The 12,687-nt window shown below is 48.9% G+C and carries 11 protein-coding genes and 1 pseudogene; 5 read left to right on the top strand and 7 right to left on the bottom strand.

Annotated features, from left to right (window positions below):
* The first annotated feature begins 117 nt into the window (after positions 1–117).
* Complete coding sequence (locus tag AV059_RS21495) at positions 118–327, top strand: winged helix-turn-helix domain-containing protein (RefSeq protein ID WP_326838529.1); 210 nt, start codon at positions 118–120, stop codon at positions 325–327.
* Here the strand turns inward: AV059_RS21495 and AV059_RS23145 are convergent.
* Positions 288–527: a FaeA/PapI family transcriptional regulator gene (locus AV059_RS23145; protein ID WP_079980889.1), complete on the bottom strand. Its 240-nt coding sequence runs from the start codon at positions 525–527 to the stop codon at positions 288–290. The two genes, AV059_RS21495 and AV059_RS23145, sit on opposite strands and share 40 nt — an antisense overlap.
* A 165-nt stretch (positions 528–692) precedes the next feature.
* Between AV059_RS23145 and AV059_RS23140 the strand changes: the two are divergent.
* From AV059_RS23140 to AV059_RS21935, 3 genes and pseudogenes are all read left to right on the top strand, one after another.
* Positions 693–971 (top strand): annotated as a pseudogene (locus AV059_RS23140) (hypothetical protein); the annotation flags it as partial.
* On the top strand, positions 968–1,219 hold the full coding sequence (locus AV059_RS04325; protein ID WP_058990921.1) for a hypothetical protein: 252 nt from the start codon (positions 968–970) through the stop codon (positions 1,217–1,219). The pseudogene AV059_RS23140 and the gene AV059_RS04325, both read left to right, overlap by 4 nt.
* Positions 1,220–1,495: 276 nt before the next feature.
* Positions 1,496–1,606, top strand: a complete 111-nt coding sequence (locus AV059_RS21935; RefSeq protein WP_154020844.1) for a DUF4238 domain-containing protein — start codon at positions 1,496–1,498, stop codon at positions 1,604–1,606.
* Between the two features lie 482 nt (positions 1,607–2,088).
* Here AV059_RS21935 and AV059_RS04320 read toward each other — a convergent pair whose 3' ends face one another.
* Positions 2,089–3,057 carry a hypothetical protein gene (locus tag AV059_RS04320; RefSeq protein WP_050038709.1) on the bottom strand — a complete coding sequence of 323 codons (969 nt, stop codon included), beginning with the start codon at positions 3,055–3,057 and terminating at the stop codon, positions 2,089–2,091.
* Between the two features lie 129 nt (positions 3,058–3,186).
* Between AV059_RS04320 and AV059_RS21930 the strand changes: the two genes are divergently transcribed.
* Positions 3,187–3,492 (top strand): hypothetical protein, encoded by a 306-nt coding sequence (locus AV059_RS21930; protein ID WP_154020843.1) that lies wholly within the window; start codon positions 3,187–3,189, stop codon positions 3,490–3,492.
* A 444-nt stretch (positions 3,493–3,936) separates the two neighbouring features.
* Here the strand turns inward: AV059_RS21930 and AV059_RS04310 are convergent, their stop codons facing one another.
* The 5 genes from AV059_RS04310 to AV059_RS21925 all read right to left on the bottom strand — a co-directional run bounded on the left by AV059_RS04310 (position 3,937) and on the right by AV059_RS21925 (position 11,786).
* Entirely contained in the window at positions 3,937–4,389 is a 453-nt protein-coding gene (locus AV059_RS04310; protein WP_050038707.1) for a hypothetical protein, read from the bottom strand.
* A 344-nt stretch (positions 4,390–4,733) separates the two neighbouring features.
* Positions 4,734–7,349 (bottom strand): DEAD/DEAH box helicase, encoded by a 2,616-nt coding sequence (locus AV059_RS04305; RefSeq protein WP_050038706.1) that lies wholly within the window; start codon positions 7,347–7,349, stop codon positions 4,734–4,736.
* Positions 7,346–8,278 (bottom strand): DUF1837 domain-containing protein, encoded by a 933-nt coding sequence (locus AV059_RS04300; protein WP_079980888.1) that lies wholly within the window; start codon positions 8,276–8,278, stop codon positions 7,346–7,348. The genes AV059_RS04305 and AV059_RS04300 overlap by 4 nt, the downstream gene beginning before the upstream one ends.
* A gap of 713 nt (positions 8,279–8,991) precedes the next feature.
* On the bottom strand, positions 8,992–11,154 hold the full coding sequence (locus AV059_RS04295; protein ID WP_050038704.1) for a nuclease-related domain-containing DEAD/DEAH box helicase: 2,163 nt from the start codon (positions 11,152–11,154) through the stop codon (positions 8,992–8,994).
* A gap of 326 nt (positions 11,155–11,480) precedes the next feature.
* A complete protein-coding gene (locus tag AV059_RS21925) occupies positions 11,481–11,786 on the bottom strand; it encodes a hypothetical protein (protein ID WP_154021002.1) in 306 nt (101 codons plus the stop codon).
* Positions 11,787–12,687: the final 901 nt, after the last annotated feature.

The following is a 12,687-nucleotide window of genomic DNA, read 5'->3' as shown; positions in this document are numbered from 1 at the left end:
TGTAGACACAATGGTTTTAGAACAAATATCCCTTTTACCGAGGAGAGACACAGATAGGATGTGACCAACCGTCGTGGGCCAGACCCGACTGTCTCTGATGAAGAGCTGCTTAGATCCATGCATATGGCCTACAAACCAGCTCTCGGGACGACGGAGATAGCAGATATGGTTGGGATCAGCCAACAGGCGGCGTCAAAAAGACTCAGTCGATTAGAGGAAGAGAGACTGATTGAATCGGATAAAATTGGAAATGCTAGGGCATGGTGGCTCACTGACAACGGGCGTCGCTATCTGGATTCGTCCGAAAATGAGCCATCGAGCCAATAAATAAACGGCCCGCCACCAATCCGTGAACGGTTGATCTTATTCTGTTCGTCAAGTCTCTCCAGCCGCTGACGCACTCGCCAGTTGGATAAATCGACCAATTCAGCAACTTCTCCAGCTGTTGCGAATGGTCTGTTAGTTCGATCGATCGCCTCGATTAGCTCGGTATCACTGACCGTTGGTTCCGGACCTTTCGTAGACATAGGTGTCTAACCGACTATTGTTGTATCAGAACAATAGTTTTATTGGTGTGTCGCCACAACAGATTAGATAGGAACACACGCACCGCTGGTCGATTTCTTTCGAAATCGCCCCGGTGTTGGAGCACCGAGGCGCGTGGTTCCCACAAGAACCAATGGCAACTACGCAATCCACAAGAACGTACCGCACGCGAACTACTCACCCAGGGCCGTCCGCTCTTTCTCGGCGTTGATGCCGAGGGTGCAGCCCACTACTGGGACAGCTATGAATTTGCCGTGGCCGTTGTCTCGGTCGATGGTGACGCTGAGAAAGTGGAATTGTCGGAGATGCCCTCCGAGACGGTTTCACAGTGGTGCGAATATAATCGTGGCGAACGAGGGTGGAATATCGGGCCGCACGTCGGTGGGTCGCTGGTTGGGGATCTTGTCCGAGGTGTTGAGGCGTGAGGTGTACCGTGGAAGAACGGCGGCGGGTTCGGCGTGCTGCTCAGGCGATTCGTGAGGAAGTAGCGACTGAGTCGGTTGATGTGCTTTCGCCAAGCGCGAGTCAGTATGGTGAGTGGACGCTTGATGCCGTGCTCAAGGATGTTGAGGGTGTGCCGCCGGAGGTACTTCGGGAGTTGGCGTTGGCTGAGTTGACGTTACAGCCGACGCCGTCGCAGGCCGGGTATCAGCACGTAGCGGCGACGGTATAGGCGAGTAGGGCGCTAACCAACGCAATTGGGTGCAGTCTTGAGTGTTGGTTAGCTAACCCAGTTCCGCTTCCCGACAGTTGTTTGTTGCTTGGATTCTCTCCCGAAATGATTGATCGGTAAGCGTGCGCACGGAACGGAGGATTTCAACGAAGCGGCTTTATCATTGTTTTTGAACGAAGCGTTAAAACAGATCACGACCAAGACCATATTGAGGGGCCACGTAAGCTAGGCAGAGAGGACGCTGGAGGCACTACCGAAAATACGACGGCCAATTAAATGCCAGAGTACAAGAACCAACACTACGTCCCACAGCATTTCCTCCGTGGATGGGCCGAAGACGAGAAAGTCAGCGTCTACCACATCGAGGAGGGAGCAATTCAGGTATAGTTGGGACTCAATGCGAAGCGTCCGCAGGAGATTCGGAGGCTGGCTGCATTACGACATACAACACCGATAGGGTGCTCATTACGAGTCCGAGCGTTATGCCGTTTGTTCCCATCACTATACTGCAGATTCCAGTGGTTATTGTTCCTACCATAATTTCTTTCAGAGACTCCGTTAGTTTGCTAGCGATACCTTTGACCCAGCCATTCCTCCCACGGTGAAGCCCCCGGGTGGATTTGAACCACCGAAGCCTAGCAAGACTGGGGTTGGGCACGCACGGTAGTACTTGGAATCGTCTTCTCTTTCGCGTTAATATGTACGTTTTTATATTTTAAATATATTTCGCAAAATATATTTTTGAATCCCATCTGTAGTGTAGTATGTCGGTTGGTCGTTTATCGACCGACGCTCCGCCCGTACTCCATCGAGGCATCGCTATTGATCACACAGCATGTGTGTCCAAGTATACACGCAGAAGCGGATGCCTATTCGAGTATCTGATCTGTAGATTCAGGGAGTCCTTTGATTTGGCCCTCTTCTCTCCACAGAATCTCGATACCCCTTGACTGTAAGAAGTCGAAATATCCAGAGAACTGATCTGACGGAGTTTCGCTGAACACAATGGACAGAATCAATTCTCTATCTCCTAATCCCCTATTCTGTACGTCTCGATAACCGTTCTCCAGAACTTGGCCGAGTGCCTTCCGTATCTGCTTCCGTTCATTTGAGTCACTGACCGATTTGACTTCGATGACTAGAGCTTTTGAATCAGCCAGCGCCAATAGATCTGTTTCATCGGTTTCGTGGCACTCCCATTGAACTGCTTCTAACGTATCACGCAGTTCCGCAACAGTGTCCTCATGCTCATTGGTAGCTGCAGCTTGAGATTCTTTGTTTGACGTGTAAGAGATCTCTTCTTCTGACTCTGGTACCTCGCGGTTTATCGGATTGACGTCGCGTAGTTCTCCTGGAGCGAGATCGTCGTCAGATCCACTCGTCCTCGAAGCAGTTGTCGAGGCGTCATCCTGGATTAGTTTGAGATAGAAGTCGTATTCTCGTTTGTCTTTATTCGGCCGATAGTTGTGGTCGTAGTTGACGACTCGGACACGGCCGTGGTAGAAGTGTTTGACTGGATTCTCTGAGACCTTCTCAAAAAGAAAGATCGGCCAGTCGTGATCTTGACTCTCCGCAAGAAGTCCATTCCCTCGATTTAGTACCTGATCTCCAGCAGGATTACTGAAATCTTTCTCACCGACGTATCGCATTGGATCAGCATCCAAATCGTCTCCGTACTCGCTCTCTTCCTTGGAAAATAGTCTAATAAACCGGTTATCATTGTCGTCGTAGAGTGTTTCAATTCCCCTACCGGCGCGGCTTTTATCGAAGATGTCCCGAAGCTCAGAAGCTGTATAGGTTGTCCCAGGTTCCAATTCAACAGAGCTGATAATAGCCATGTGTCGGAATACGGATACAGAATAAATAATACCCGACCCTGTCCGGTTTCAACAATTTATCAGACGCTAAGTGAGTTTGTTTACTTACCAGTCCGTCAGTATCTTATAATACCAATCAAATAACAATATATGGCAGATGAAACAGTTGACCTTCCTGCTAACTCGGAACTGAAAGAACTCGCACACCATGTTGTTGCTGACGGGAACGAATATGCTGTCCCGATGTTGATTGATTTTTACAAAGCGCTCGCAGAACTTGATGCTGAGTATCCTAAAGGTCCGGGTGATTTCCTCGTTGAGGATCCACAGAGCGATGTCCCTCCTGAGAAATGGGGTGATATTATTTACGAACTCGCAAACGATGGACCTATTGGGAGACAAGGTTCCAGAAAATACATTTACCAAGCTGCGGCCGATGAAGAAGAAGATTATTAATGCCACCGCCTGAACACATGTCAATACCACACACATTCCATGCACGAGCAAGTTCTGGCCGATGTTGACCGCCGTGTGCTGAACGCGCTGGTAGCAGACAAACGAACTCCAAAGCGAGTGAGCCGCAAAGAGCACCGCCATCACTGTGATTTCAACCGCTAACCAACATAACCGTCAAAACAACCCCCATGTTGGTTACCCCAGCGTACTATCAATCACTCTGCATACGTATTATGTGCCAGTAATCGATTAAACAACCTGTGTCGCTTGGAAATCAGGCCATAGGATTCGCAATCGTAGGGGTAGTATTAGCAGCTCTGTTTAGTGTTGGAGGTGTTAATGGGCCTGTGCTCGACATGAACAGATTATCTCCGGCGTTACTCGCAGCTGCCGCCATCGCTGGTTCGATTGGCTTGTACCAAGTCTTCACGGGTTGGTAGTTGGCTATGTCGCCCAACACTTCTCATCATAGAATACGGGTTGGTGGAAGACACTACGCCGCTCGCTTGCGACACGAATCCAAGCGCTATCGGTGCGACAAAAAAAAACAGGCCGGCCATCGCTATCCTCGCAACACGAGGTAGTCGTCGCGGGTGATCCACTCGCCGCGCACTCGCTTCTCGTCGAAAACATCCTCTCTGGAATCCGCTGCAGGACACCCGTTTCGAGTTTCTCGCGGGGATACTGCCAGCTGTGCTTGCGCATCCGCCCCTCGGCCGCCTCCTCGACCTTCTTTTCGAGCTTCCGTCGCGTCTCAGCCACGTTGATGATGCCAAACCGCAGCAAGTCCTCGGCGAACGCACGCTCAACGGACGGATCAGTCTCGCCGTCGGCAAAGCGATCCGCCGCGACCGCACAGACGGCGTCGGTCAGGGCGGTGGCTCCCTCGTGGGCCACTTCGACAGCGTTGACCCGGGCGTAGTACGTTCGTCACCGCTGGCTGCCAGAGCCGATAGGCCCGGATCTGGACCTGCGACGGCGCTCGTTCGGCCGACTCTAGCTCACTTAGCGGGTACCGAACGCGCCGAACCGCGTAGTAGGCCGCCCGTGTCCCGATGCCGACCACAGCGGCGACGACTCGGCGCGTCTATCACATACTACGGGCAGTGCTTCTCGCACCGGTTGCTTTACTCCGTCAGTACCTGCTTCCCATTCTCGCTTTCGCGATCGTCGTGGTCGCCGTACTCTGGCTTTTAAATTGACCACATTCGGACCAGCGTTCCCGTGTGAACCCAGTTTATTCAGAGGATTCCTTGGTTCTTGAGATGCCGCTTATAGAACGGGGCGATATTCCCGCGATTTTCGTTCAAATAGCCTACCGCGTCATCTACATCTTCTGGGATCCTGAGACTGACCGCCACAGATCGGTCTACACCCATCGACATGAGTCTAATTTGATTGTAGCGCATAGAACCCATCTCAAGCATCTGATCAAACCGCAGCATCCAGTCTGGGGCTTCTATATCTCCGTGTTCGAGTAGTGTTGTCAATATCCCATAATACTTCACGAGAACAAATCGGATATCTGTCCGTACGGTTTGAAGCGCCTTCCGAATCGACGTATTAATATCTCCATCGTTAACTGCTTCTGATTCCTGCCGACCAGTGATGATGGTGTTATAATTGTAACCCCTCAGCCACTCGTTACCGGCATATATGATTGGGCCAAGCCCCCAGTTTTCCGTTTCTCGAACTTCGGTCTCGATCCCCATTTCGGGATCATTCGTAAACTTGAAAATCGAGTTGAGTCGACTGGTTACGCTCTCAAATTGTTCATATGAATATTCGTGGCGGTTTGGAGCCACGATCCAAGGATCCGGGTTCTGCTGGAGATTTTGATAGAGAGTATTTTGTTTGATTGGGTCAACCGTTGGGTTTTTTCGCAAAACCGACTCGGGTATCTCAACGTTCACTAACGTTGATTGGAGGGCTTCCTCAGCAGCTTGAATATTTTCTTTGTCGAAACCTTTGTTTTGTAGATACGCAGCTACAGTATCTTGATCCTTCAAGTACCGACCACGGAGCAGAATTGATGTATACCTAATAGCATCGTCATCAATTTGACTGAGGTCGTCCCGTTGGAGGGCATCGATCAATTGCTTGGCGTTATTTGTGGCCTTAGATGTGGCAGACTCAATTTCCTTTTTTTCGTCATTACCCAACTTGTCGTCCGCCCACTCATCGCCTTCTGTTTCAATACAATAAATAGAACCGTAGAGCTTGGTGTCTAATCGACCAACACGTCCAATAAGATTATTGAATTCGAAGTCAGAGAGTTTTTCGCGCCCTCGGTTTGCACTCACCAAGAAAATCTTTTCAGCAGGAAGATTTACCCCCTGCATTAGTGTTGGGGTTGTTATGATTGTATCCAGAAATGCAGAGTTATCGTAAATCTGTTCAATTTCTTCTCTTGCAATCTTCGGAACCATTCCGTGGTGATATGCAACTCCTTTTTCAAGACATTCGATCAGCGAGTATTCTTTGTGAATTGCATCGGAAAGAAAATCAATCAAATCCTGAACTGATGCCTCAACCGGCTGTGTATCCCGAAAACTAGCGATATGCCTTGCTCGATCTTCGGCATAGTCTTTCCTAGCAGAGTAGATCAAGTTCTTAGTATCTTTTCCGAAGGTTTCGATTATTTTTCGGAGTGATTTTTTCTTATTACCTTTGACTTCGGAATAAGTCATACTTTCTGGTTCTGGAACCCGGATGCTCATCGTATCTCCAGAGGGGCTATGAATTTCCAGTTCCAACTCGCGGTTTATTTTCGACTTCTGGCTAATAAATCGAAGTGTAGTTTTAAGTTGGAGAATCGGTGTAAACGCTGTTGAGACCTCCTCAACATCGCGACCTGTTAGGGATTCTAGTGTATTTCCAGGATTATCTAGATATGGACCTGCAGCGACAATCTGAGCACTCGGGTAGTAGTCTGTTAGATATTGGATGATGCTTTCAAAAAGCACACCTCGTTGGTCTTCTTCAACATTTTGCAGTTCATCAAGGAATACAAGACTTGGATCGATTTGATGTCGGGTGCTTGGATCAATCAATTTCAGACATCGTTCTGGAGTGACAACAAGAAACACGTCGGCATTATCTTCATCAGTATCATCAATATCTCCCTTCTCAAAGTAAGCTCCAGTTCGAACTTCAATCTCTTCGTGCCGAGTGGATAAATCTCGGCTGACTTCGGAGATCAGCGCGCGAGTTGGAACGACGTAGATCGCTTCAAAACCCTCTTCCCTAGTTATTTGATGATCAATATATTCCTGTAAAACGAACGACTTACCAGATGAGGTTGGCCCAGAAATGGCAACGTCTTTACCCTCAATGAGTAAATTATAAATTTCCATCTGGAATTCTGACAATATCTTCCCCTCATCTATTTCATACTCATCAAGATTTGATTCTAGCTCAAGTCCTAACACTGAGTCTAAGGAGTTAATCAGCTGGGTCTCAAAGCCGAGTTGGTCTTCTGCTCTGCGAATGTTCTCAAACGCAGGAAGGTTTCCAACCCGAGAGAGAATGATGTATAAATATCGTTTATACAATGATTCTTGCTCATTGCCTTGATACCTAAGATAAGCTAGAATACCGAACGAGAGAGCTTTTAGTTTGTGAGTGTCATTGTCACTGGAAGCAAGCGCCGAGGCAAGCCACGCACTCTGCCGAATATCCTCGTCAGTGATGGTCTCTGAGTTTCTATCCTCTTGGAAAGTATCGAGTCCCGTTTGATTGTGTTCTGAAACCCCCAAATCTTCCTGTATTAGATTAGCTGTCAGAGCATCCAGACAGTCATTAAATACATCAAACCCTTCTGCGATTTCGTATGTTGACTTTCCAGTTTCCGTCATGAATTCTTAAATGGGTAAATCGCGTGCTGCAGTTCCTTACGAAATGAGTCCACATCCTCCAGTGGGAGGAGGAAAAAAATGAGTTGGTACTTTTTCAGTGACTGGTACTCATCCTCATTTAGTTTATTAATTAGGTACTGTTTGACTCCAGAGTCGCGTAATTCAGAAGTTACACGTTCGCGTAACTCTTCCTCATCATCAGATTCTGCTTGTATGTCTAGCATCCAGCTTTCATTATACGCTGCGAATATCGGGTGAATCTGCTGATACGAAGTGTCACGTCCGGTGAACAGATCCATCAATTTTTGTATTTTTGCTTCTGAGAGATTTGAGCTGAGATTCTTTGCCGCCACATTAAGTTCATGGTTAGTTTTCGTATTCCCTCTATGATCGTGGAACCGCTTGATGCTCTCAAGTGAGTTTCGTAGTGCATCATGCCGTCGCTTGTGTATTTTCGACTCACTGAGTGCAAGAGATTCCTTTCCATCATATATTCCATAGAAGAGTCCATCAGATCCCTTAACTTCTTGTACCGGTTCTTGTGTCCAAGCGATTTTGTGGCTTACCATCGGAATATCTAATACAGCATCGACGAATAGGAAGAGAATTAGCTCCCCAAGTTTGCCATCGTTACTTGGGTCGTCAGTAAAATCTGATCGCTTCTGAGCTTCTTTGAATGGCCAAGTACCCTCCTCGAACATTTCCTCGATCTCGTCTTGGGAGAATACAAACTTCGGATATTTATTACTGACATACTCGATGAATGGGCCTGTTTCAATCACATTATGATTTGGATCTACACAATATGCGGAAATATTGAGCCTCTCCTCTTCCCATTCTGCACACTTGAAAATTTGCTCAAGGAATTCTTCCCGGTCTATCTGTGTGTGTACAGACCACGAATCATTAGCAGAGTTGGGTTCGCTCACTCATCTAACTCCATCATCTCCTCTAAGAAGATATTTTAATATAATATTTTTCCTGTTTATAACAGATGGATGCTATTTAATCGCAATAATGTTATTGTGGAATACTTTCTGGTTGAATATGCGGGCAGATATCCGACATACACGTTTATTATCTGATAGCTAGGTGAATCCATATTCTCAACGGTGTCGGGTTTCACGTGGTGAAGACGCTGCAAAAGGCCTCTTCCATCACTTTCCATGCTTGATGCCACACAAAGTCTCGGTCGTTGCCCAAACTGTGACGAGCGCATCACGGCTGCGTGGCCTCTGATTGAATTCAAACGAGAGGATAGCACAAAGGGCATCTGGACAGAGTGTACAATATGTGAAGACATCGTTGCGCCAGAGTAGTCTCAGACGGCAGACTAAGTGCCTATAATTAGCTATTTCGAAGTAATCTGTGATTTATACCTAAGAGAATTCTTTTCGTCTGGAAAGTGAACAAGTCAGGGTATCACGCTGTAACTCTGCTGAAAGAGTGGGTTGACTATCATGATCCCGACGGTGATACTGGCGCCAATTTCATATACGAAGCATCATTTCTCTCGGGCCCCAACGGAGTCATTGGTAATCAGAAACAGTGGAGCGGATAGGGTATATAGCGATGCTTACGTACCCAAGCCAGATACAATTAGACGGAACTCGGTTGGAAAGCTTGAAACGGTTGATGAGTTTTACTCTTCTTCTGAAATGAAGTCAGTGAGCGTCGTTGGTTCGGGCTCAGCTTCCATTTCGTTCTCAAGTGACTGTGGATCAGGCGCGGGAAAGAGCATTTCAGGCTCATCTGCAGTGACACCATCAAGCACTGACCGCATCTCATCGAACGCGTCACACGAGCCAGTCCCAGTAACGTGACACCACCCCCGAGTTCGGGTCATGGCGACAAAGGCCTGATTGCGCCGCCGAACCAGTGATTGTCCACTAGAGACATTGTCAACGTGCTCTAACCCGGAAATATAGACCATTGCTGCTTCGTTCCCTTTCGCGCGGTTGATCCGAGTGACAGTTACTTCATCGTCGACCGCGAACACGCTCGATTCACCGTCCCATACTCGGTTGAAGACGATGTCATCAGCTGAGGCTTCATCAAGACGATCCGTCGGCTCATCCGCATCCTCCTGGGTTTCTCGATCCAAGAGAATGACCATGATTTGCTCTGGATCAAGCCCGTGAGCCGTAATATCCTGTGAGATACTCTCAGCAATCAGCTCAATTTCCTCGCGTTTCGTCTCAGCAGCGGAGAAGCGGACGAATGGACGAGCCTCTTCGTGTTCGCTCAGCGGGTGTGGCGAGTTCTCTTCTGGGCGACGAATTCGGATGTCCTCGCCTGTGCGGCGGAAGTCGCCATCAACGACCTCGTATCCGAGATTTTCCCAGCCGGGCTTTGTTGTGATCGCTTGCACAGCACCTTGCTCTCGTTTCAGTCCCATTCCAAAGTAGTGGGCGGCCATGAGCACCTCTCGCGGTGAGCGGTACGCTTTCCGCATTATCTGGGATTTCTGGATGCCACCCTCATATGACCCGCTCAGATCAACAAGCAACTCCCCATCATCGTTGGTCCCAAAGATATTCTCGGATCGAGGTGCCGTGAGCGAGTTCAGGCTCTGGGCTTCATCATACGCCCAGACAAGCCGTTTGGGCTCGCGAAGTGCCTCTCGACACATTTTGAAGAAATTCGGGAGGAAATCCTGCGCCTCGTCGATCAAAACCGCATCGAACATCGTGGGGACGTCCCCTGATTCAATGAGAGAGGCACAGCAGGAATCAAGCAAGTCCGGTGTTTTTTCGAATCGGCCAAACCGAGCATGGGCGTCACCAACGTTGAGGAAGTCATGAGCTTCCGAGTTCTGTGAGAGAACATAGTACATCCCATCAAGCACTGTGTGGCCACCCCACCCGTGGAGCAGTCGCAACTTGTTCCAGTTTGGTTCTTCCTCAGCGAAGTGCCAGTAGAAGCGAGAAATGAGGCTCTGTATCTGGGGATAGAGGCTCTTGGTCATGAACGTGACCGCAATATCCCACTCTGGATGTTTCGCGTGCATCCGGGCTGCCTTCATCGCCATAAGAATGGTTTTGCCAGAGCCTGCGATACCCCGGATTCGCTGAGGGCCAGGTGGGATCTGAATGCCGATCTCCTCTTGCTTTTGATCAAGCTTCGGGAGGCGCTGTTCGACTGTATCATAGAGTTCCCCTTTGGTGGTTGGGTCTGGTGGTGCAGCAGTTCCCTCGTTGCCGATGACGGTTCCACCACCGAGGACAGATCGAGCAGCACGGAATTCCTCACTGGAGAGTGCCTCCATCTTCGGTGTCTTGTTTAATTGGTCACGAAGTGACTGCGGCGAAAGATCATCTGAGGTGAGTACCCGTGGTGTCGATGGGAGTTCATCATACCCGCAGTCAGTCCACTCCTCACGTGAGATGTTGGGAAGCGCAATGAACACGTTCACTGGAATCTTACACCGCCCCATCTCGTCAGTGAGTTCGCTTTCCCGAGCGAAATACGAGCGAATCTTAAATGCCTGATCTCGGGCTTGCGGATGAGGTTTTGCCTTCGACTGGCTTATTCCTTGAAGATTCCATACCTGTCCCTGGATTGTATCGATATGGTCGATCTGGTAGCCTTTACACTCGATAACAATCAGGCCCAGTTCTTGATGCAGAAGCACAAAATCAGGTTCCCGATCATAGTCCTCGCCGCTCTTATCAATAACTGGATATTTGTAGTAGGCAATACCCAAGTCGTCCGCCCCGAACGCGCTTTTGATTGCATCCCAGACCGGCAACTCTGCCTCACTACCTCTTTGCCCTGTGTCGACTTCGGTCGGTATGAAATCCACAGCGATACGTCTACATATACACATTAAAAGGTTACCACTAAATATATACAAGTTTATATTTTACTGTTACATTGACTACGCCTACAGCGAATACAGGATAGTATTCGATACGAGTTGAGTCCACAGTTGAACAGCTAGATTACTGTCCACCAAGTTGCGACCGCTTCGACAGGGGTACTCCGTTCTTGACCTGACGATGAGCTGGTGCGCTCGACGAGCGGCCAACTCCGGCCAAAGCTTGAGGCAATGCAACAGGCCGTCTCGCCAGAGTCGTTCTCAGAAGGTGATCCAGACGGCTCCCCCAGCAATCACGATTTCCTCGTTGGCTACCTCGTCTCGATCTCTCGACGTAATCGCACCCGACGATTCTCTTCCGGGTGAGTTAACGTCCAAGGCGGCTCACCAACGGCTGAGGCATGGTGGACTCCCATCGGCTCCATCCCAAGCAGACCAGCGATCTCTGGGACGTTGAGATCAGAGTGGTCTCGTGCGATGGCGGCGCACTTCCGGCGGTCCTCCCACTCGTCTGTTCGATTTGTGTCCAACAGCATCAAGAGGACCATCCCAAGTGCGCTTTCGGAATCATCGGGTGCTGAGGCAAACCCCCGTTCATACGTCAACTCCCAGCTCACGAAGGTCTCATCTGAGGTGCCAGCAGACGCTTGGGTTCTCTCATCAGGCCAGGACATCTATTCGAATAGACTGAAACGTGATGTATATCGCTGGCGGTTCTGGCGAAACTAGTATATTAAAGTTTTGCAACTCGGCGGACTATTCTTGTGTATCGGATTGAGTGTAGAGGCAGCATCATAGAACAGTAAGGATGCCAATATGAACGCTAAAACCGCTGGATTTTATACCCAGTAGAAACCATTGAAGACACAACCACGGGTATAGCAGTTTGCCGCGATATCCCTCATTAACTCATTATATAACTCTGACTATTATACAAAAATTCGACGTACAGCGGTACGTCTGACTATTCAGTTGCTAAAACCCAAAGTGCTAAATGTCTCTTTCGGTTTGAGGGGTGCGTGTTCTCCGATGATTCCCACTCCAAGAGAGACTTCACTGTCGAGAGCGTTACACTTCCTAACTCTCCCGGTACTGTATTGCTCGACAACACGGTTGCAACCCTCTCAGCACGAGAGTTAGCAGGGGCCCTTCTAGCGTTGGTGCGTGACTATGACGCATTTACTCCATCTGCGAGAGAGGCCACGGTTGTGTTCGTTAAAGATGAGGTCGAACTCCAGTTTGCACACAAAGACCTCCGAGTGCAATTCTACCGTGGAGGTCCAGTGACTTGGCCGACAGTGCAGGACCGACTGCATGACCTCCCCGCTGGAACCGAGTGGCTGGTGATCGCTATGGGTGCTCTGACGTCTCGTGCAAAAGCCGAAATAGACGATGCGAATTGTCATGGGGGTGCTCACTATATAGAAATTGGACGAAATGTGAGATGGAAGGTTTGAAATTGGGTTCATTATTAAGTAACTTTTCTGCTACATACTAACTAGTTAAAATATTTATATA

It is taken from the genome of Haloarcula sp. CBA1127, assembly GCF_001485575.1.
Classification (GTDB): domain Archaea; phylum Halobacteriota; class Halobacteria; order Halobacteriales; family Haloarculaceae; genus Haloarcula.
Note: the sequence above shows the minus strand (reverse complement) of the source record. Positions and strands in the feature narration are given on the sequence as shown.